The following is a 22349-nucleotide window of genomic DNA, read 5'->3' as shown; positions in this document are numbered from 1 at the left end:
TTTCGACCGCAGGCGCGGCGGCGCTTCATGCGCTGGTGGAAAAACTGGGCATTATCCGTGGCGAAGGCGGGCTTGCCAACCTTAGCAGGCTGCTTGTGGATGTGTGGTGACAAATTGGCCGTCTTCTTTGTAGGAGCGAGCTTGCTCGCGATGGACGTTAACGATAACGCGTGTTTTCTGAAAAAACGCGTCGCCCTCAAGTTCATCGCGAGCAAGCTCGCTCCTACAGGGGATCAGGCAATTTCGAAATCAATACAAGTCCACAGGATCAACATCCAGCGACCAGCGCACCGCCCGCCCGCTCGGCATCTGCTCAAGCGCCAGCAACCAGCTGGCCAGCAACCGATGCAGTGGCGCGCGCGCTGTAGCCTGCAACAACAGCTGCGCGCGATAGCGCCCGGCGCGACGCTCCATCGGTGCCGGCACCGGCCCGAGCAATTCGATGCCGCTCAGGTTCAGTTCGCCCAGCAAGCGCTCGGCCTCGGTACAGGCCTCGTCGAGAAAACCTTCGGCCTGCCCTGGCTTGTGCGCCTCGGCCCGGAGCAGCGCGAGATGGGCGAAGGGCGGCAGCCCGGCTGCGCGGCGCTCGCTCAAGGCCTGTTCGGCAAAGGCAAAGTAACCCTGCTCGGTCAGCTGGATCAGCAGTGGATGGTCGGCCAGGTGGGTCTGGATGATCACCTTGCCCGGCTCTTCGGCACGCCCGGCCCGGCCCGCAACCTGGACGATCAGCTGCGCCATGCGTTCACTGGCGCGGAAGTCGCCGGAGAACAGGCCGCCATCGGCGTCGAGAATCGACACCAGCGTTACCCGCGGAAAGTGATGACCTTTGGCAAGCATCTGCGTGCCGATCAGGATGCACGGCTGGCCTTTCTGGATGGTCGCGAACAGCTGGTTCATCGCGTCCTTGCGCGAAGTGCTGTCGCGGTCGACCCGCAGCACCGGGTAGTCCGGGAACAGAATGGCCAGGCGCTCCTCGGCCCGTTCGGTACCGGCGCCGACCGGGCGCAAATCGACCTTGTTGCACTTTGGGCACTGGCGCGGCACCCGTTCAACGTAGCCGCAATGGTGGCAGCGCAACTCGCCGTAACGTTGATGCACGGTCATGCGTGCGTCACAGCGCTGGCACTCGGACATCCAGCCGCAGTCGTGGCACAACAGTGTCGGGGCAAAGCCGCGTCGATTGAGAAACACCAATACCTGCTGGCCGGCGGCGAGGGTCTGGCCGATGGCCTGTTGCATGGGGCCGGAAATGCCGCTGTCCAGCGGACGGCTTTTCACATCCAGGCGCAGGAAACGTGGCTGCTTGGCGCCGCCGGCACGCTCATTCAGTCGCAGCAAGCCATAACGGCCGGTGTAGGCGTTGTGCAGGCTTTCCAGGGACGGCGTGGCAGAGCCCAGGACAATCGGGATGTTTTCCTGCCTTGCCCGCACCAACGCCAGGTCGCGGGCGTGGTAGCGCAGGCCTTCCTGCTGTTTATAAGAGCCATCGTGCTCTTCGTCGATGATGATCAGGCCGGGGTTTTTCATCGGCGTGAACAGCGCCGAGCGGGTGCCGATAATGATGTCGGCCTCACCGTCGCGGGCCGCCAGCCAGGCGTCGAGGCGCTCGCGGTCGTTGACTGCCGAGTGAATCAACGCGATGCGTGCATTGAAACGCTGCTCGAAACGCGCCAGAGTCTGCGGGCCGAGGTTGATTTCCGGGATCAGCACCAGTGCCTGCTTGCCAGCCTCGAGGGTTTCGCGGATCAACTGCAAATAGACTTCGGTCTTGCCGCTGCCGGTGACGCCGGCCAGCAAAAACGCGTGATAACTGTCGAAGCCTGCGCGAATTGCTTCATAAGCGGTGCGCTGCTCGCTGTTGAGCGGCAGTTCCGGTTGCGCCAGCCAGTGCTCGTGGCGGGCGCCGGGGGCATGCCCGCGTATCTCGACCTGAACCAGCTCCTTGGCCAGCAACAGGTCCAGGCTGTCCTTGCTCAACATCAGCTTGCTCAGCAGCCGATGCGCTACGCCGTGCGGATGCTGGGCCAGCGTCGCCAGGGCTTCACGCTGGCGTGGGGCGCGGGCGATGCGCGGATCATCAAGGCTGGCACCTGGCGCGGCCGACCAAAAGCGCTCCTGGCGTGCCTCGGCCAGTTCACCCTGGCGCAGCAGCACCGGCAGCGCCCAGCTCAAAGTGTCACCCAGGCTGTGCTGGTAGTACTGGGAGGTCCACAGGCACAGCTTGAACAGGGCCGGCGGCAGCGGTGGCGTCGCATCCAGCAGCGCCAGCGCCGGCTTGAGTTTTTCCACAGGCACTTCGCTGGTGTCGGTGACTTCCACCAGAATCCCGATCATCTCGCGGCGGCCGAACGGCACACGCAGGCGCATGCCGGGCTGCAACTGGGCGCGCGCGACCCCGGCCGGAGCTCGGTAGTCGAACAGGCGGCGCAGCGGCGAAGGCAGGGCGAGGCGCAGAATGGCGTCGGGCACGCGGGGAATTCTCGATAAACAAAGAAGGGTAATGCATGTCCTGTGGGAGCGAGCTTGCTCGCGATGAGGCCCTGTCAGGCAGAATTTATGTCACCTGACACGGCGCTATCGCGAGTAAGCGCGCTCCCACAGGGGGATGTGCTTGGGACCGGGAGCCTAGCAGACGGTCGGTCGAAGCGACAGCTTGCGTGATCGGCATTGTCTGGTAGAATCCGCGGCCTAATTACGTGCGGTATTCAACAATAGTGTTGGGTGGCGGCACGCTAGCCTGAGGAATACACCATGAAAGCTGATATCCATCCAGAATACCCAGCAGTTGCTGTTACCTGCAGCTGCGGCAACAAGTTCGAAACCCGTTCGACCTTCGGCAAAGCCCTGGCGATCGACGTTTGCAACGAATGCCACCCGTTCTACACCGGTAAGCAGAAGACTCTGGACACTGGCGGCCGCGTTCAGCGCTTCGCCGACCGTTTCGGTGCTTTCGGCGCGAAAAAGGCCTAAGGCCAGTCAACTTGGGGAACCGTTTCGGTTTTTCCATGCTGATGAAAAAGGCGTCCCTTGTGGGCGCCTTTTTTATGTCCGCGATTTGGCTGTCGGCGGCCCAGGCGTTTTGCCCGGCACCGAGCGGCCTGACGCCCGTCGCGGTGCAGCGAGTGGTAGATGGTGACACCCTGCGCCTGAGCGATGGTCGCAGCGTGCGCATGATCGGCTTGAACACGCCGGAGCTGGGCAAGAAAGGCCGCTCCGACGAACCGTTCGCCGTGGCCGCACGCAGACGCCTGGAAGCTCTGGTGGCGGCCAGCGACGGACGGGTCGGCTTGCTCCCGGGTAAAGAAGGCAAAGACCATTACGGCCGTACCCTGGCCCATGTCTACGGCGCCGATGGAGCCAACCTCGAAGCGCAAATGCTCGCCGAGGGCCTGGGATTTCAGGTGGCTGTGGCACCGAATGTCGATCTGGTCGCTTGCCAGCAAGCGGCGGAACGCAGCGCCCGTCAGGCAGGCCTCGGCATCTGGCGGCAGTCACCTGTGCTGAAAGCGGAGCAGATCAACGCTTCCGGTTTTGCCGTGCTCAGCGGTCGCGTGAGCAAGGTGCAACGCAATCGTGGTGGCGTTTGGATCGAGTTGCAGGACGCTGTTGTATTGCGCGTTGCACCCAATCTGCTGGGCAGTTTCGATGCCGCAGCGCTTGAGCGACTCCAAGGCAAGCAGATTGAGGCGCGCGGCTGGGTGCTGGATCGCTCGCGACGTGGTGGCCTGAAGGAAGGTCAGCCGCGCTGGATGCTGCCATTGACCGATCCGGCGATGCTGCAAGTGGCGCAGTGATAAAAAATTGTAGACATTTTTTCTGCCGATTGTGAACAGTCTAACCCTTGTGCGCCGTGGCTCTTGGCCCAAAGTCGTAGGGCAGGGCGCTTGACAGGGGTGACCAGTCAGTCTTGTGGGGACTTTGCGAGGCGCGTATCCTCGCTGACCAGTCTGTCCAACAGTAAAAAGCGGAATGCCAAAATGTCTGATCTGAAAACTGCCGCTCTCGAATATCACGCCAATCCTCGTCCAGGGAAGCTGAGTGTCGAGCTCACCAAGGCCACTGCTACCGCTCGCGATCTGTCGCTGGCGTATAGCCCGGGCGTAGCCGAACCAGTACGTGAGATCGCCCGCGATCCTGAGCTGGCCTACAAGTACACCGGCAAAGGCAACCTGGTTGCAGTCATTTCCGATGGCACCGCGATTCTCGGCCTGGGTAACCTCGGCCCATTGGCTTCCAAGCCGGTGATGGAAGGTAAAGGCGTACTGTTCAAGCGTTTCGCCGGCATCGACGTTTTCGACATCGAAGTCGATTCCGAAAGCCCGCAAGCCTTCATCGACACCGTCAAGCGCATTTCCATCACCTTCGGTGGCATCAACCTGGAAGACATCAAGGCACCTGAGTGCTTTGAAATCGAACGCGCTCTGATCGAGCAGTGCGATATTCCGGTATTCCACGATGACCAGCACGGCACCGCCATCGTGACCGCTGCCGGCATGATCAACGCCCTGGAAATCGCCGGCAAAACCCTGCCTGAAGCCAAGATCGTCTGCCTGGGTGCCGGCGCTGCCGCCATCTCCTGCATGAAGTTGCTGGTGAGCATGGGCGCCAACATCGAAAACATCTACATGGTCGACCGTACCGGCGTGATCCACTCCGGCCGTGACGACCTGAACCAGTACAAGGCGGTCTTTGCTCACGCAACCGACAAGCGCACCCTGGCTGACGCCCTGCAAGGCGCTGACGTGTTCGTAGGCCTGTCCGGCCCGAACCTGCTGAGCCCTGAAGGCCTGCTGTCCATGGCGGCCAACCCGATCGTGTTCGCGTGCTCCAACCCGGATCCGGAAATCTCCCCGGAACTGGCACACGCCACCCGTAGCGACGTGATCATGGCCACCGGCCGTTCGGACTACCCGAACCAGGTCAACAACGTACTGGGCTTCCCGTTCATCTTCCGCGGTGCCCTGGACGTTCGCGCCAAGCGCATCAACGAAGAAATGAAAGTGGCTGCGGCCAATGCCCTGCGTGAACTGGCCAAGCTGCCAGTGCCTCAGGAAGTGTGCGACGCCTACGGCGGCATCAAGCTGGAATTCGGTCGTGAGTACATCATTCCGAAGCCAATGGATGCCCGTCTGATCACCGTGATCTCCGATGCCGTGGCCAAGGCCGCCATCGAGACTGGTGTGGCGACCCTGCCGTATCCGAAGAACTACCCGCTGAAAAGCGTGGATGACGTGTTCAACGGCTAAGTCGTTGTAGCGCTTCAATCGAAAGCCCTGGCTCGTGAGAGTTGGGGCTTTTTTATGCCTGAGGATTTTGTGTCGGCCCAGTCAACACAAAAGGGTCAGGCATAAAAAAGCCCCGCACTTCAACCGAAGGCGGGGCTTTTTGCGGTCGCTGTGATCAGAACAGATCGATCGGCGCCTGCTCATCCGCCGGCAGCGGGCTGCCCGGTGCCGTGCCGTTGCCCAGCTCATTGACCGATGGCGGTGTGTCTTCGGCCTTGAACAGCTCGAAGTAGGCCCCCGGCGTGCCCGGTGAGGCGGCACGACCGCTGACCGGGTCAACCCGCAGGCTGAGAATGCCTTCCGGCTCAGGTTGCGTGTGCGGCGGCTTGCCTTTGAGGGCGGCGCCCATGTAGTTCATCCAGATCGGCAGCGCCACGGTACCGCCGAACTCCTTGCGGCCGAGGCTTTCCGGCTGGTCGAAACCAGTCCAGACAGTGGTCACGTAATCGGCGTTGTAGCCGGAGAACCAGGCGTCCTTGGATTCGTTGGTGGTACCGGTCTTGCCGGCGATGTCCGGGCGACCCAGCGCCAGTGCGCGACGGCCGGTGCCCAGTTTGATCACGTCCTCCAGCATGCTGTTGAGGATGTAGGTGGTGCGACCATCGACAATTCGTTCAGCCACGGCCGGCGCTTGTGGCGCAGGCGTGGTGCCTGGTGCTTCACCCGGCAGTGCGTTGACGGTGAAGGCCTGTGGCGTGGTCGGCGCGGCGATGCCATCGCTGGCAGCGGCGCCCTGAGGCACGCTCGGCGGATTGGCGACGAACAGCGTGTCGCCGTTACGGCTTTCAATCTTGTCGATGATGTACGGGGTGATCTTGTAGCCACCATTGGCGAAAGTGCTCCAGCCCGTGGCGATTTCCATCGGCGTCAGGGTCGCGGTACCCAGGGCCAGGGACAGGTTCGGCGGCAGGTCCTGCTTGTTGAAGCCGAAGCGCGTGATGTAGTCGATGGTCTTGCCGACGCCCATCGCTTGCAGCAGGCGGATCGACACCAGGTTACGCGACTTGTACAGCGCTTCACGCAGGCGAATCGGTCCAAGGAAGGTGTTGGTGTCGTTCTTCGGACGCCAGACCTTGTCCAGGTATTCGTCGACGAACACGATCGGTGCGTCGTTGACCAGGCTGGCAGCGGTGTAGCCGTTATCCAGTGCGGCAGCGTAGACGAACGGCTTGAAGCTCGAACCCGGCTGGCGCTTGGCCTGCAGGGCGCGGTTGTAGTTGCTCTGCTCGAAGGCGAAACCGCCGACCAGTGAGCGGATGGCGCCGTTCTGCGGGTCGAGGGACACCAGTGCGCCCTGTGCCTGAGGAATCTGGCTGAACTTCAGCGAGTCGTCCGCCTGGCGCTGTACGCGGATCAGGTCGCCGACCTGGGCCACATCCGAAGGCTGCTTGGGGCTGGCGCCCATGCTGTTGGTGTTGAGGAACGGGCGAGCCCATTTCATCGTTTCCCAGCTGACGTGTTCCTGACCGGTGCGGGTCAACACTTGCAGGCCATTCTTCTCGACCTGGGTGACGATGGCCGGTTCAAGGCTGCTGATGGTGCGTTGCTTGGTCAGCTCAGTCGCCCAGGCTTCCTTGGTCTTGCCTGGGAGGCGCGACTCGGGACCGCGATAACCGTGGCGTTGGTCGTAGGTCATCAGGCCTTCGTGAACAGCAGTGTTGGCCAGCTCCTGAAGGTCGCTTGGCACGGTGGTGGTCACGCGGAAGCCTTCGGTGTAGGCGTCGCTGCCATAGCGGCCAACCATTTCGGCACGGGCCATTTCCGCGATGTACGGCGCGTTCACTTCCGGCGTCGGCACGTGATAGCTGGCGTTGAGCGGTTCGTTGATGGCGGCGGTGTAGTCGGCTTCGCTGATTTTACCCAGCTTGTACATGCGCCCCAGGATCCAGTCGCGACGCTCCTTGCTGCGGGCCGGGTTGGCCAGCGGGTTGAAGCGTGACGGTGCCTTGGGCAGGCCGGCGATCATGGCCATCTGCGCCAGGCTGACGTCACGGATGGATTTGCCGTAATAGACCTGAGCCGCGGCCTCGATGCCGTAGGCGCGGTTACCCAGGTAGATCTTGTTGACGTACAGCTCGAGGATTTCGTCCTTGGTCAGCTGCCGCTCGATCTGCAGGGCCAGGAGGATTTCGGTGGTCTTGCGCGAGAAGCTGCGTTCGCTGGTCAGGAAGAAGTTCTTCGCCACCTGCATGGTGATCGTACTGCCGCCGGACTGAATGTGCCCGCTCTTGACCAGTTGGGTCGCGGCGCGCATCAGGCTGCTGGGATCAACACCATAGTGATTGGCGAAGTTGTCGTCTTCAGCACTTAGTAACGCATTGATGAAATTGGGGGGAATGTCGGCGAAACGGATCGGAGTACGGCGCATTTCGCCAAATTCTGCGATCAACTTGTTGTCGCTGCTGTAGACCCGCAAAGGGATCTGCAACTGGATGCTACGCAGTGCCTCCACCGAAGGTAAACCGGGACTAAGGTAGAGGTACGCCCCGCTCAGACCCAAAAGGAGTCCGCAGAAAACCGCGACGATGGACCAACCGAAAAATTTCAGCAGACGAATCAAGGCTTTTGGATATCCAGGGCAAAAATGAATGGGGCAACAGGGTTCAGGCTAATGGAGAACGACCCGCACTTGAGAAAAAGCGGAAAAAAACGCTGGGCATTATAAGCATTTTTCTGCCCGAGAGCGTCATCGGCGCTGCTGTCAAGACGGGCGGATTGAACGCAATGGACATTGCACAGTCCGTAACTCACGGAAAGTCATAGGGAATTTGTAGTGCTAGGACTCTTCAACAAAAACGCCAAGACACTTTTGGGGATCGATATCAGCTGCGCTTCGCTGAAGCTGGTGGAGTTGAGTCGTCAAAATGACGGCTACCGGGTCGAAGCCTATGCCGTGGAGCCGTTGCCGGCGGGCACTGTGATTGAGAAGGACATCGCCGAACTCGAAGGTGTGGGCATGGCGTTGTCTCGTGCCTTGGCCAGGTCGGGAACTGCTATCAAGAACGCCGCGGTGGCCATCGCGGGGTCGGCAGTGATCAGCAAAACCATAGAGATGGATGCCGGTCTTGACGATGACGACATGGAAAGTCAGCTCAAGGTCGAGGCGGATCAATACATTCCCTATGCCCTGGACGAAGTGGCCATCGATTTTGAAGTCCAGGGGTTATCCCCACGCCACCCTGGGCGTGTGGACGTCTTGCTGACCGCCTGTCGCAAGGAAAATATCGAAGTGCGTGAAGCGGCCCTGTCGCTTGCTGGCGTGACAGCCAGGGTGGTCGATGTCGAAGCCTGTGCGCTGGAGCGCGCTTATGCATTGCTGGCGACAACCGACGAGCTGTCGACCGTTGCCCTGGTGGAGATCGGTGACAGCATGAGCACCCTGAACGTGCTGCGCGAAGGGCGAATCATCTACTCCCGCGAGCAACTGTTCGCTGGCCGCCAGTGGACGGGTGGCGCTCAGCGCCATTACGACATGCCCATCGAACCGGCCGGATTGGCGAAGGGGCCGGGGACGTTTGCCGCTGATTATCCCGACGAAGGCCTGCAGTCTTTCTGCGAGGCGCTGGTCGAGCAGATTTCGCGTTCGTTGCAGTTTTTCCATGCCAGCGGCCAGTTCGCGCAGGTTGAGCAAATCCTCTTGGCCGGTGATGCAGCGGCGATGCCAGGGCTCGATCAGATGATCGAACAGCGCTTGAATACACCGACCAGGGTCGCCAACCCATTCGCGGGCATGTCCGTTGGCAGCAAGGTGGATGGCGCCGCACTGTCGGCAGATGCACCAGGCTTGTTGATCGCCTGTGGGCTGGCGCTCAGGAGCTTTGACTGATGCCGCGCATCAACCTTTTGCCCTGGCGCGAGGAGCGAAGGGCGGCGCGGCGTAAGCAATTTCTGCTGGTTCTGTTGGTCGTGGTCATAGGCTCGGCAACGGCGGTGCTGATTGCCAATCAAGTCATAGGCCTGGCCATTGATCGACAGATCGCCCGCAACGACTACCTCGGCAAGCAGATTGCCGTCGTCGATGAGCGGATCAAGCAAATCGACGATCTCAAGGAGCGCCGTCAGCAATTGCTCGAGCGCATGCGCATCATCCAGGACCTGCAAGGTAATCGTTCGGTGAGTGCGCGGATTTTTGACCAGTTGGCTCGCGCCTTACCGGACGGTGTGTATTTCACTGAAGTCAAAATGACGGGCAAGGTGCTGTCGATCACCGGCGTCGCGCAGGCCAATAACCGCGTCTCGGACTTGATGCGCAATCTGGAGGCATCCGCCTGGTTCGACGCGCCAAGCCTGACCGAGGTGAAAACGACAGCCACCGGGCAGATGGGGCAGGCCAACGTATTCCAGTTGAGCGCGCATCAAACCCGACCCGCAACGCCGGAGGAGGGGCAATGAGTCCTTCCGAGTGGTTTGCAGGATTGCGCAAGATCGACATCAGGGCGCTCGACACCCGCAACATCGGCTCCTGGCCGACAACCATCAAGGTGTTGGTGGCGTGCCTGGTGATGATTCTGGTGTTGGCATCGGGTTATAGCGTTTCCATCGTCGAACTGGAGGAACAGCTTGCCCTCAAGCGTCAGGAGGAATCGACGCTCAAGGACCAGTTTGCCGGCAAGAGCCGCATGGCCGCGAACCCCGACCTCTATATTGAGCAGTTGAAAGACATGTCGAATGCCTTTGACGCGTTGCTGCGGCAATTGCCCGGTGATGCCGAAGTGCCGGGCTTGTTGGAGGACATCACCCGTACAGGTTTGAACAGTGGTCTGGCGTTCGAGGAAATCAAGCTGCTGCCGGAAGTGACGCAGGCCTTCTACATAGAGCTGCCGATTCAGATCACCGTCACTGGCGCCTACCACGACCTGGCCAGGTTCGTCAGTGGTGTGGCGGGATTGCCGAGGATTGTCACCCTGCACGATTTCGATCTGGTGCCGGTCGGAGCGGAGGGTGGCCAGGTGTTGCGCCTGAGTATTCTCGCCAAGACTTATCGTTATATCGATCAGGGGCAGCAGCCATGAGTCGGGGCCGTTGTTTTGCCGCCGCGTTATTCATGCTCGTGCTTGCAGGTTGCGATGACAGGAATGACTTTCGTGATCTGGATGCATACATGGCACAGTCGCGCCTGAGTGCGCCCGTCACCATCGAGCCCGCGCCCGTCTTGCGGTCTTACCCCGCATTCGCTTACGAGGCGGCAAACCTGCGCAGCCCGTTTTCACCACGCCAGGACGTCGATGCGTCCGCGCGCAGGCCAGGTTCGAACCTTGTCAAGCCGAACCCCGACCGAGTCAGGCAGTACCTCGAAGGGTTCAATATCGAGCAGTTTGAAATGGTCGGCACCCTCGCCAATGCCCACAGCTCCTTTGCCTTGTTGCGAGGTGCGGGCGGGGTGCATCGATTGAAGGTCGGTGACTACCTGGGGCGCAACGATGGGCGAGTCGTCGCCATCACTCGTGAACAAGTGGATGTCATTGAAATCGTACCCGACGGCGAGGGCGCCTGGCAGGAGCGTCCCAGAACCATTCCTTTGAAAAAACACTCATAGTGGATCTCGAAAAATGAACAGGATTTTCCCTGCCATCGGCCTTTCGCTATGGATAGCGATGTTGTCGCCGATGGCACAAGCGGCAAGCCTCACGGCGCAGGTTGCCAGCCCTCCGACGGGTGGCCGAATCGAGTCGCCGCCTGCCGCCGCAGGTGGCAAAGCCATCCGCGGCGTGGACTTCCAGCGTGGTCCGCAGGGCGAAGGCAATGTGATCATCGATCTGTCCGATCCATCCATTGCACCCGAGATTCAGGAGCGCGACGGCAAGGTCAGCCTGACGTTCGCCAAAACGCGTTTGCCCGAATCGCTGCGTGTACGTCTGGATGTGAAGGATTTTGCCACGCCGGTGCAGTACATCCGTGCCAGTGAGGCGGCTGGTCGCACCACGCTCACGATCGAGCCAAGTGGACCGTTTGACTACTCGACCTATCAGACCGACAACAGGCTGACGGTGAGCATCCGGCCGATGAGCGCCAGTGAGTTGCAAAAACATCACCCCGATCACAATGCCTACAACGGCGAAAAGCTCTCGCTGAATTTCCAGGACATCGATGTGCGTTCGGTGCTGCAACTGATTGCCGATTTCACCAACCTCAATCTGGTGGCCAGCGACACGGTGCAGGGCGGAATTACCTTGCGCCTGCAAAACGTGCCCTGGGACCAGGCGCTGGATCTGGTGCTGAAAACCAAGGGGCTGGACAAGCGGCAGGTCGGCAATGTGCTGCTGGTGGCGCCGGCCGATGAAATCGCTGCCCGTGAGCGCCAGGAGCTGGAGTCGCAACGGCAGATCGCCGATCTGGCGCCATTGCGCCGGGAGCTGATGCAGGTCAACTACGCCAAAGCCACCGATATCGCCAAACTTTTCCAGTCGGTAACCGGTTCCGAAGCGAAAGCCGACGAACGGGGCTCTATCACTGTCGATGAGCGAACCAACAACATCATTGCCTACCAGACCCAAGAGCGCCTCGACGAGCTGCGCCGGATAGTGACGCAACTGGATATCCCGGTACGCCAGGTGATGATCGAGGCGCGAATAGTCGAGGCCAATGTCGACTATGACAAAAGCCTCGGTGTGCGCTGGGGCGGTTCGATACAGAACCGTGGCAACTGGAATGCCTCAGGTGTCGGCGGTGCAGCCAATGGCCCATCGGTCGGCGCGCTGGGCAGCACCAGCAGCAGTTCGCCGTTCGTCGACTTGGGGGTCGCCAACAATACGTCGGGCATCGGCATCGCCTTCATCACCGATAACGTCCTGCTTGATCTGGAATTGACCGCCATGGAGAAGACCGGCAACGGCGAAATCGTCTCGCAACCCAAGGTGGTGACCTCCGACAAGGAGACCGCGAAAATCCTCAAAGGCACCGAAATCCCTTACCAGGAAGCCAGTTCCAGCGGGGCTACGTCGGTGTCTTTCAAGGAGGCGTCGCTGTCGCTCGAAGTGACCCCGCAGATCACCCCGGATAACCGGATCATCATGGAAGTCAAGGTCACCAAGGACGAACCGGACTACCTGAACAAAGTCCAGGACGTACCGCCGATCAAGAAGAACGAGGTCAATGCCAAGGTCCTGGTCAATGATGGCGAGACCATCGTAATCGGCGGTGTTTTCTCAAATACTCAAGCCAAGGTCGTAGATAAGGTGCCATTTCTTGGCGATGTGCCGTATCTTGGCCGCCTTTTCCGGCGTGACGTGGTGTCGGAGAAAAAATCCGAGCTGTTGGTGTTTCTCACTCCGCGTATCATGAATAACCAGGCGATTGCTGTGAGTCGTTGATTCTGTGCGAAATTTGATTCTTGTAGGACCGATGGGGGCTGGAAAAAGCACCATCGGCCGATTGCTGGCCAAAGAGTTGCGCTTGCCATTCAAAGATTCCGATAAGGAAATTGAATTACGCACAGGCGCCAACATCCCGTGGATCTTCGATAAGGAAGGCGAACCCGGCTTTCGTGATCGCGAACAGGCGATGATTGCCGAGTTGTGCGATTACGACGGCGTAGTGTTGGCGACCGGTGGTGGCGCTGTCATGCGCGAAGCCAACCGCCGGGCCTTGCACGCCGGAGGGCGCGTGGTTTATCTGCATGCCTCTGTCGAGCAGCAGGTCAGCCGTACGTCCCGCGACCGCAATCGTCCCTTGTTGCGCACTGCCGATCCGGCCAAAACCTTGCGGGACTTGCTGGCGATCCGTGATCCCCTTTATCGGGAAATCGCCGATGTGATCATTGAAACCGATGAACGGCCGCCGCGGATGGTTGTGCTCGACATTCTCGAGCGCCTTCAGCAATTGCCGCCCCGTTAAAGCGCTGGGCGAAATGCGCTATCCTCGGCGTCCCGCCGCAATCGTTTCAGGTTGTGGCGGCCAGCCATCGAGCGGCGTCACACCCGTTGAGGCCGAGAACATTCGTAAATTCAAGGCAGGACGCCTGATTCATCTTCACTGTGGGGACACATGCAGACACTCAAGGTTGATCTAGGCGAGCGCAGCTACCCGATTCATATTGGCGAAGGTTTGTTGGATCAGCCTGAGCTGCTGGCCCCGCACATTCGCGGACGGCAAGTGGCAATCATCTCCAACGAGACCGTCGCGCCGCTCTATCTTGAGCGTCTAACCCGCAGTCTGGCGCAGTTCTCGGTGATTTCCGTGGTGCTGCCCGACGGCGAAGCCTTCAAGACCTGGGAAACCCTGCAACTGATTTTCGACGGTCTGCTGACCGCTCGGCACGATCGCCGCACCACAGTGATCGCTCTCGGCGGTGGCGTGATCGGTGACATGGCCGGTTTTGCGGCGGCCTGCTATCAGCGTGGCGTCGATTTCATCCAGGTGCCCACCACCCTGTTGTCGCAAGTCGACTCTTCCGTGGGTGGCAAGACCGGGATCAACCATCCGCTGGGCAAGAACATGGTCGGCGCCTTCTATCAGCCGAACGTGGTGCTGATCGATACGGCCAGTCTCAAGACTTTGCCGGCCCGCGAGCTGTCTGCCGGCCTGGCTGAAGTCATCAAATACGGCCTGATTTGCGATGAGCCGTTCCTGACCTGGCTCGAAGCCAACGTCGACCGCCTGCGCAATCTGGATCAGCAGGCGCTGACCTATGCCATCGAGCGCTCCTGCGCCGCCAAGGCCGCAGTGGTCGGTGCCGATGAAAAGGAAACCGGTGTACGCGCCACTTTGAACCTGGGCCATACCTTTGGCCACGCCATCGAAACCCATATGGGCTATGGTGTGTGGCTTCACGGTGAGGCGGTGGCTGCTGGCACGGTAATGGCGCTTGAGATGTCCTCGCGCCTGGGCTGGATCAGCGAACAGGAGCGTGATCGCGGGATCCGCCTGTTCCAGCGCGCCGGCTTGCCGGTCATTCCGCCGGAAGAGATGACCGAAGCCGATTTTCTCGAACACATGGCAATAGATAAAAAAGTGATCGACGGTCGTTTGCGCCTGGTGCTGCTGCGCCGGATGGGCGAAGCGGTGGTGACCGACGATTATCCGAAAGAGGTTCTACAGGCCACGCTGGGAGCGGATTACCGCGCCCTGGCTCAGCTTAAAGGTTAATAAGAACGCGATGACTAGTTTGCATGCCGACGAGGCTTTCCTCGGCCATTACCAGTTGAGTCACGACCCCTTTGCGCCACGGGTCCCTGGCTTCAAATTTTTCCCGGCCCAGCGCAAACCCGTACTGGGGCAATTGCATCACCTGGCACGTTACAGCCAGTTGCTGCTGGTGGTCACTGGTCCGATAGGCAGCGGCAAGACCCTGTTGCGTCAGGCCCTGGTGGCCAGCACCAACAAGCAATCGGTGCAAAGCGTGGTGGTTTCCGCCCGTGGTGCGGGCGATGCCGCCGGTGTGCTGCGTCAGGTTGCCCAGGCGCTGAACGTTGCCCAGGCCGATATCGACGCTATCCTGGCTCAAGTGGTGCAATTGGCGCTCACCGGTCAGGAAGTCTATTTGCTGGTCGATGATGCCGAGCATCTCGACGAGTCGGGACTCGAGGCCTTGATGATGCTGGCCGCCGGCGCCCCGGAAGGTCGTCCGCATGTATTTCTGTTCGGCGAGACCTCGCTGATCGCTCAGCTGGAGGCGTTGCACCTCGAAGAGGAGCGTTTCCACGTCATCGAGCTGCAGCCCTATACCGAAGAAGAGACCCGCGAATATCTGGACCAGCGGCTGGAAGGTGCTGGCCGGGGTATCGAACTTTTCACCGCGGATCAGATCTCTGATATTCACGAAAGCTCCGAAGGTTGGCCTGGCAACATCAACCAGGTCGCCCGCGATGCAATGATCGAAGCCATGATTGCCAGCCGCTCAGCGGTCAAGCGTCCAAGTATGGGGTTCAATATGCCGAAGAAACACGTATTGGCGATTTCCGCCGTCGTCGTGGTCGCGGTAGCTGCCGCCTGGTTGATGCCGGGTCGCAACAAGGCACCGACCACCGGTGCGCCTGCAAACGAACAGGCGCAATTGCCACTGGGCCAGGGCGCTCAGTCGAACGGCGGCGCTCCCGCTGTCGAATTCGCCGGCAACACACAGCCGATGCCGCTGCCGTTGGTGGGTAATTCGCAACCGGTCATGCGCAAACCGCTCGCCGAGGCGGCCGGTGGCATCACCGAAGGCGACGATGGCGTGCCGGTCGAAGGCTCCAGCGCCACTCCGCCGACCGTGACCACCACTGCACCACCTGTGGGCGTTCCAGCCGGTCCTGCGCCGACTCCGGCCGCCAAGCCAACACCTGCGCCAACCCAGGTTGCCAGCGCCAAGCCGGCGCCAGCTCCAGCCCCGGCAGCCAAGCCTGCTCCGGCACCCGCCAAGCCTGCAGTGGCGGCAGCGGCCAAGCCTGTCGAGAAGGCAGCTCCGGCGGCCAAAGCAGCCGGTGGCACCTGGTACGCCGGTCAGACGCCAAGCCACTACGTGGTGCAGATCCTCGGCACCAGCTCTGAAGCCACGGCGCAAAATTTCATCAAGGAACAGGGCGGCGAGTACCGCTACTTCAAGAAAGTCCTGAACGGCAAACCGCTTTACGTCATCACCTACGGTAGCTTCCCGACGCGTGACGCGGCCGTATCTGCCATCAAGGCCTTGCCAGCGAAGGTTCAGGCTGGTAAACCTTGGCCTCGCACTGTCGCCAGCGTCCAACAGGAACTGGCAACAACTCGCTGAAGATTCGGCGGCCTTACCCAGGCCGCCTCTCCAGGCACCTCAAAAATACTACAAGTGCGCGCCGCCCCTACGGGCCGCGTGCCTTGTGGTGTCTGCGTCACAGTAGTCTTTGAGTCGCTGCGGTCAAAATTAAAAAAGTTTTGACTAGCACAGCATATCGCTTTAAACCTTTCACAAATGCGACATAGATTTGCGACATTTCGTCGTCAAATTTGTGAGGCCAAGTGTCGGTGTGTACAATGACCTCCCTTTTGCCCCCGCAAAGCCGGCGTACGTTCGGCGCGGATGGTAAGTGGTTGAATTGAAAAGAAATTTGCCTCGATCAGAGGCAGCCTGGTGAGAAAGTGTCTATGAAAGCAGGTCTGTACCAACCAGATGAATTCAAGGATAACTGCGGTTTCGGCCTGATAGCCCATATGCAGGGCGAGCCCAGTCATACCCTATTGCAAACGGCCATCGAGGCCCTGACCTGCATGACCCACCGCGGTGGGATTAATGCCGACGGCAAGACCGGTGACGGTTGCGGTCTGCTGATTCAAAAGCCGGACGTGTTCCTGCGAGCGATCGCCCAGGAAACCTTCGGCGTCGAAATGCCCAAGCAATATGCCGTGGGCATGGTCTTCTTCAACCAGGACCCGGTCAAAGCCGAAGCTGCTCGCGAGAACATGAACCGCGAGATTCTGGCCGCCGGCCTGCAGTTGATCGGCTGGCGCAAAGTGCCAATCGACACCAGCGTCCTCGGCCGCCTGGCCCTTGAGCGCCTGCCGCAGATCGAGCAGGTGTTCATCGGCGGTGAAGGCTTGAGCGACCAGGACATGGCCGTCAAGCTGTTCACCTCCCGTCGTCGCTCGTCGGTGGCCAACGCCGCCGATACCGACCACTACGTGTGCAGCTTTTCCCACAAGACCATCATTTATAAAGGCCTGATGATGCCGGCGGATTTGACCGCCTTCTATCCGGACCTGAGCGATGAGCGCCTGCAAACCTCGATTTGCGTGTTCCACCAGCGCTTCTCCACCAACACCCTGCCGAAATGGCCATTGGCTCAACCGTTCCGCTTCCTGGCGCACAACGGCGAGATCAACACCATCACCGGCAACCGCAACTGGGCCGTGGCCCGTCGCACCAAGTTCAGCAACGACCTGATGGACCTGGAAGAGCTCGGCCCGCTGGTCAACCGCGTCGGTTCCGACTCCTCGAGCATGGACAATATGCTCGAGCTGATGGTCACCGGCGGTATCGACCTGTTCCGTGGCGTGCGCATGATCATTCCGCCAGCGTGGCAGAACGTCGAGACCATGGACCCGGATCTGCGTGCATTCTACGAGTACAACTCGATGCACATGGAGCCGTGGGACGGCCCGGCCGGCGTCGTAATGACCGACGGTCGCTACGCGGTGTGCCTGCTCGACCGGAACGGTCTGCGTCCGGCGCGCTGGGTCACCACCAAGAACGGTTTCATCACCCTGGCCTCGGAAATCGGCGTCTGGAACTATCAGCCTGAAGACGTCATCGCCAAGGGCCGCGTGGGCCCGGGCCAGATCTTTGCCGTGGACACCGAAACCGGTCAGATCCTTGACACCGACGCCATCGACAACCGCCTCAAGTCCCGTCATCCGTACAAGCAATGGCTGCGCAAGAACGCCCTGCGCATCCAGGCGACCATGGAAGACAACGACCACGGTTCGGCGTTCTACGATGTCGACCAGCTCAAGCAATACATGAAGATGTACCAGGTCACGTTCGAAGAGCGCGACCAGGTGCTGCGTCCCCTCGGCGAACAAGGCTACGAAGCCGTGGGTTCGATGGGCGACGATACGCCGATGGCCGTGCTGTCCCAGCGCGTGCGCACGCCGTACGACTACTTCCGCCAGCAGTTCGCGCAGGTCACCAACCCGCCGATCGACCCGCTGCGTGAAGCCATCGTCATGTCGCTGGAAATCTGCCTCGGTGCCGAGCGCAACATCTTCCAGGAATCGCCGGAACACGCCTCGCGCGTGATCCTCAGCTCGCCGATCATTTCCCCGGCCAAGTGGCGTTCGCTGATGAACCTTGATCGCCCGGGCTTCGAGCGCGCGATCATCGACCTCAACTACGACGAAAGTGTTGGCCTCGAAGCGGCGATCCGCAACGTGGCCGATCAGGCTGAAGAAGCCGTGCGTTCCGGTCGTACCCAGGTGGTCTTGAGTGACCGTCACATCGCCCCGGGCAAGTTGCCGATCCATGCTTCGCTCGCTACCGGCGCGGTGCACCATCGCCTGACCGAAAAAGGCCTGCGTTGCGACTCCAACATCCTCGTGGAAACAGCGACCGCGCGTGACCCGCATCACTTTGCCGTACTGGTCGGTTTCGGCGCCTCCGCCGTTTATCCGTTCCTTGCGTACGAAGTGCTGGGTGACCTGATCCGTACCGGTGAAGTGCTGGGCGACCTCTATGAGGTGTTCAAGAACTACCGTAAAGGCATCACCAAGGGCCTGCTCAAGATCCTGTCGAAGATGGGTATCTCGACCATCACGTCCTATCGCGGCGCACAGCTGTTCGAAGCGATCGGTCTGTCCGAAGAAGTTTGCAACCTGAGCTTCAAGGGCGTGCCGAGCCGGATCAAGGGCGCGCGTTTTGTCGACATCGAAGCTGAGCAAAAAGCCCTGGCCGTAGAAGCCTGGAGTCCGCGCAAGCCGATCCAGCAAGGCGGTCTGCTGAAATTCGTCCACGGTGGCGAATACCACGCCTACAACCCGGACGTGGTCAACACCCTGCAAGCCGCCGTGCAGCAGGGTGATTACAGCAAGTTCAAGGAATACACCTCGCTGGTGGACAACCGTCCGGTGTCGATGATCCGCGACCTGCTGAAAGTCAAAACCCTCGACACGCCGCTGGATATCAGCGAAGTGGAGCCGCTGGAATCGGTGCTCAAGCGCTTCGATTCGGCGGGTATTTCCCTGGGCGCCCTGTCGCCGGAAGCTCACGAAGCCCTGGCCGAAGCCATGAACCGCCTCGGTGCGCGTTCCAACTCCGGCGAAGGCGGCGAAGACCCGGCGCGCTACGGCACCATCAAGAGCTCGAAAATCAAACAGGTTGCCACTGGCCGTTTCGGTGTGACCCCGGAATACCTGGTCAACGCCGAAGTGTTGCAGATCAAGGTCGCCCAAGGCGCCAAGCCGGGCGAGGGTGGTCAACTGCCAGGCGGTAAAGTGAACGGTCTGATCGCCAAGCTGCGTTACGCAGTGCCGGGCGTGACCCTGATTTCACCGCCGCCGCACCACGACATCTACTCGATTGAAGACTTGTCGCAGCTGATTTTCGACCTGAAACAAGTCAACCCGCAGGCGCTGGTCTCGGTGAAGCTGGTGGCAGAAGCGGGCGTCGGCACCATCGCCGCCGGTGTGGCCAAGGCCTATGCGGACCTGATCACCATCTCCGGCTACGACGGTGGTACCGGTGCATCGCCGCTGACTTCGATCAAATACGCAGGCGCGCCGTGGGAGCTCGGCCTGGCCGAAACCCACCAGACCCTGCGTGGCAACGACCTGCGCGGCAAAGTCCGGGTGCAGACCGACGGCGGCCTGAAAACCGGCCTCGACGTGATCAAGGCGGCGATCCTCGGCGCTGAAAGCTTCGGCTTCGGCACCGCGCCAATGATCGCCCTGGGCTGCAAATACCTGCGTATCTGCCACCTGAACAACTGCGCCACCGGCGTTGCGACCCAGAACGAGAAGCTGCGCAAGGATCACTACATCGGTACCGTCGACATGGTGGTGAACTTCTTCACCTATGTCGCCGAGGAAACCCGTGAGTGGCTGGCGAAACTGGGTGTGCGCTCCCTCGAAGAGCTGATCGGCCGTACCGATCTGCTGGAAGTCCTCAATGGGCAAACCGAGAAACAGCATCACCTGGACCTGACCCCATTGCTGGGCAGCGACCATGTGCCGGCGGACAAGCCGCAGTTCTGTGGTGTGGACCGCAACCCGCCGTTCGACAAAGGCCTGCTGGCCGAGAAGATGGTCAGCATGGCCACCTCGGCGATCAACGACCTGAGCGGTGCCGAGTTCGCCCTGGATATCTGTAACTGCGACCGTTCGATCGGTGCACGGATTTCCGGCGAAATCGCGCGCAAACACGGCAACCAGGGCATGGCCAACGCGCCGATCACCTTCCGCTTCAAGGGCACGGCTGGCCAAAGCTTCGGCGTGTGGAACGCCGGCGGTCTGAACATGTACCTGGAAGGCGACGCCAACGACTATGTCGGCAAAGGCATGACCGGCGGCAAGCTGGTGATCGTGCCGCCGAAAGGCAGCGTCTACCGCACCCAGGACAGTGCCATCATCGGCAACACCTGCCTGTACGGCGCCACCGGCGGCAAGCTGTTCGCCGCTGGCACCGCGGGCGAGCGTTTCGCCGTGCGTAACTCCGGTGCCCACACAGTTGTGGAAGGCACTGGTGATCACTGCTGCGAGTATATGACCGGTGGTTTCGTCTGCGTATTGGGCAAGACCGGTTACAACTTCGGCTCTGGCATGACCGGCGGTTTCGCCTACGTGCTCGACCAGGACAACACCTTCGTTGACCGGGTCAACCACGAACTGGTGGAAATCCAGCGGATCAGCGGCGAGGCGATGGAGGCCTACCGTAGCCACCTGCAACGCGTGCTGAACGAGTACGTTGAGGAAACCGACAGCGAGTGGGGTCGTGAACTCGCCGAGAACCTCGACGATTACGTGCGCCGTTTCTGGTTGGTCAAGCCCAAGGCTGCCTCCCTGAAGTCGTTGCTTTCCAGCACCCGTGCCAACCCGCAGTGATATGCGCCTGAAGAGTTTGATGAGGTTTTAAAATGGCTGAACGTCTGAATAATGACTTCCAGTTCATCGAGGTCGGGCGCAAGGATCCGAAGAAGAAACTGTTGCGTCAACGCAAGAAAGAGTTCGTGGAAATCTACGAACCGTTCAAACCCCAGCAGTCGGCCGACCAGGCCCACCGCTGCCTGGGTTGCGGTAACCCGTATTGCGAATGGAAGTGCCCGGTGCACAACTTCATTCCCAACTGGCTGAAGCTGGTGGCCGAAGGCAACATCCTTCAGGCCGCCGAGCTGTCGCACCAGACCAACACCCTGCCGGAAGTCTGCGGCCGGGTGTGCCCGCAGGATCGTCTGTGCGAGGGTGCCTGCACCCTCAATGACGGCTTCGGCGCGGTGACCATCGGTTCGGTGGAGAAGTACATCACCGACACCGCGTTCGCCATGGGCTGGCGCCCGGACATGTCCAAGGTCAAGCCGACGGGCAAGCGCGTCGCGATCATCGGCGCGGGCCCGGCGGGCCTGGGTTGTGCCGACGTGCTGGTGCGTGGTGGCGTGACCCCGGTGGTGTTCGACAAGAACCCGGAAATCGGCGGTCTGCTGACCTTCGGCATCCCCGAGTTCAAGCTGGAAAAGACCGTGCTGAGCAATCGTCGCGAAGTCTTCACCGGCATGGGCATCGAATTCCGCCTCAACACCGAGGTTGGCAAGGACGTGACCATGGAGCAACTGCTCGCCGAATACGATGCGGTGTTCATGGGCATGGGCACTTACACCTACATGAAAGGCGGTTTTGCCGGTGAGGACCTGCCCGGCGTGTACGACGCGCTGGACTTCCTGATCGCCAACGTCAACCGCAACCTGGGCTTCGAAAAGTCGCCGGAAGATTTCGTCGACATGAAGGGCAAGAAGGTCGTGGTCCTCGGTGGTGGCGACACGGCGATGGACTGCAACCGTACCTCGATCCGTCAGGGCGCCAAGTCGGTGACCTGTGCCTATCGTCGTGACGAAGCGAACATGCCGGGCTCGCGCAAAGAGGTGAAGAACGCCAAGGAAGAAGGCGTGAAATTCCTCTACAACCGCCAGCCGATCGCCATTGTCGGCGAAGACAAGGTAGAAGGCGTGAAGGTGGTCGAGACCCGTCTCGGCGAACCGGACGCCCGTGGCCGCCGCAGCCCCGAGCCGATCCCGGGCTCCGAAGAGATCATCCCGGCCGACGCCGTGGTCATCGCTTTCGGTTTCCGTCCGAGCCCGGCGCCGTGGTTCGAGCAGTTCGAGATCCAGACCGACAGCCAGGGCCGCGTCGTGGCACCGGAACAAGGTCAGTACAAGCACCAGACCAGCAACCCGAAAATCTTCGCCGGTGGCGACATGGTGCGCGGTTCTGACCTGGTGGTGACGGCGATCTTCGAAGGCCGTAATGCGGCGGAAGGGATCCTCGACTATCTGGGCGTCTAACCCCGCCCGGAACCCAATGCAATATCCCTGTGGGAGCGAGCTTGCTCGCGATAGCGGTGCATCAGTCAGCAGAGATGTTGAATGTGAGGCCCTCATCGCGAGCAAGCTCGCTCCCACAGTTGTTTCGTGG

At 60.7% G+C, this 22349-nt stretch carries 15 protein-coding genes; 13 read left to right on the top strand and 2 right to left on the bottom strand.

Going from position 1 to position 22349, the window contains the following annotated elements:
• Positions 1-249 precede the first annotated feature (249 nt).
• Positions 250-2469 (bottom strand): primosomal protein N', encoded by a 2220-nt coding sequence (locus tag EIY72_RS23960; protein ID WP_093227484.1) that lies wholly within the window; start codon positions 2467-2469, stop codon positions 250-252.
• A gap of 282 nt (positions 2470-2751) precedes the next feature.
• Here EIY72_RS23960 and rpmE point away from each other — a divergent pair, with 282 nt between their 5' ends.
• The 3 genes from rpmE (at position 2752) to EIY72_RS23945 (ending at position 5246) form a co-directional block, all read left to right on the top strand.
• A complete protein-coding gene (rpmE, locus tag EIY72_RS23955; protein ID WP_008047849.1) occupies positions 2752-2970 on the top strand; it encodes a 50S ribosomal protein L31 in 219 nt (72 codons plus the stop codon).
• Positions 2971-3005: 35 nt separating this feature from the next.
• On the top strand, positions 3006-3794 hold the full coding sequence (locus tag EIY72_RS23950) for a thermonuclease family protein (RefSeq protein ID WP_093230753.1): 789 nt from the start codon (positions 3006-3008) through the stop codon (positions 3792-3794).
• 183 nt (positions 3795-3977) lie between these two features.
• Entirely contained in the window at positions 3978-5246 is a 1269-nt protein-coding gene (locus EIY72_RS23945) for a malic enzyme-like NAD(P)-binding protein (RefSeq protein ID WP_093227482.1), read from the top strand.
• Between the two features lie 154 nt (positions 5247-5400).
• Here the strand turns inward: EIY72_RS23945 and EIY72_RS23940 are convergent, their stop codons facing one another.
• Complete coding sequence (locus EIY72_RS23940) at positions 5401-7842, bottom strand: penicillin-binding protein 1A (RefSeq protein WP_371315407.1); 2442 nt, start codon at positions 7840-7842, stop codon at positions 5401-5403.
• A gap of 216 nt (positions 7843-8058) precedes the next feature.
• Here EIY72_RS23940 and EIY72_RS23935 point away from each other — a divergent pair, with 216 nt between their 5' ends.
• The 10 genes from EIY72_RS23935 (at position 8059) to EIY72_RS23885 (ending at position 22219) form a co-directional block, all read left to right on the top strand.
• Entirely contained in the window at positions 8059-9111 is a 1053-nt protein-coding gene (locus EIY72_RS23935; RefSeq protein WP_093227478.1) for a pilus assembly protein PilM, read from the top strand.
• On the top strand, positions 9111-9677 hold the full coding sequence (locus EIY72_RS23930) for a PilN domain-containing protein (RefSeq protein WP_093227476.1): 567 nt from the start codon (positions 9111-9113) through the stop codon (positions 9675-9677). Before EIY72_RS23935 ends, EIY72_RS23930 begins: the two co-directional genes overlap by 1 nt.
• Entirely contained in the window at positions 9674-10297 is a 624-nt protein-coding gene (locus tag EIY72_RS23925; RefSeq protein ID WP_093227474.1) for a type IV pilus inner membrane component PilO, read from the top strand. Before EIY72_RS23930 ends, EIY72_RS23925 begins: the two co-directional genes overlap by 4 nt.
• On the top strand, positions 10294-10821 hold the full coding sequence (locus EIY72_RS23920; RefSeq protein WP_093227472.1) for a pilus assembly protein PilP: 528 nt from the start codon (positions 10294-10296) through the stop codon (positions 10819-10821). The genes EIY72_RS23925 and EIY72_RS23920 overlap by 4 nt, the downstream gene beginning before the upstream one ends.
• 13 nt (positions 10822-10834) lie before the next feature.
• Positions 10835-12595 (top strand): type IV pilus secretin PilQ, encoded by a 1761-nt coding sequence (locus EIY72_RS23915; protein ID WP_093227470.1) that lies wholly within the window; start codon positions 10835-10837, stop codon positions 12593-12595.
• Positions 12596-12599: 4 nt separating this feature from the next.
• On the top strand, positions 12600-13118 hold the full coding sequence (gene aroK, locus EIY72_RS23910; protein ID WP_093227468.1) for a shikimate kinase AroK: 519 nt from the start codon (positions 12600-12602) through the stop codon (positions 13116-13118).
• Between the two features lie 150 nt (positions 13119-13268).
• Positions 13269-14369: a 3-dehydroquinate synthase gene (gene aroB / locus EIY72_RS23905; protein WP_093227466.1), complete on the top strand. Its 1101-nt coding sequence runs from the start codon at positions 13269-13271 to the stop codon at positions 14367-14369.
• A gap of 10 nt (positions 14370-14379) precedes the next feature.
• Positions 14380-15972 (top strand): AAA family ATPase, encoded by a 1593-nt coding sequence (locus EIY72_RS23900; RefSeq protein ID WP_093227464.1) that lies wholly within the window; start codon positions 14380-14382, stop codon positions 15970-15972.
• A 350-nt stretch (positions 15973-16322) separates the two neighbouring features.
• Positions 16323-20768, top strand: coding sequence for a glutamate synthase large subunit (gene gltB, locus EIY72_RS23890; RefSeq protein WP_093227462.1), 4446 nt, complete (start codon positions 16323-16325; stop codon positions 20766-20768).
• A gap of 32 nt (positions 20769-20800) precedes the next feature.
• The gene (locus EIY72_RS23885) at positions 20801-22219 is read left to right on the top strand and encodes an FAD-dependent oxidoreductase (protein WP_093227460.1); all 1419 of its coding nucleotides are present in this window, start codon (positions 20801-20803) and stop codon (positions 22217-22219) included.
• Positions 22220-22349 lie beyond the last annotated feature (130 nt).

This window comes from Pseudomonas vancouverensis, from assembly GCF_004348895.1.
Taxonomy (GTDB): domain Bacteria; phylum Pseudomonadota; class Gammaproteobacteria; order Pseudomonadales; family Pseudomonadaceae; genus Aquipseudomonas; species Aquipseudomonas vancouverensis.
This window is presented reverse-complemented; position numbering and strand designations above follow the sequence as displayed.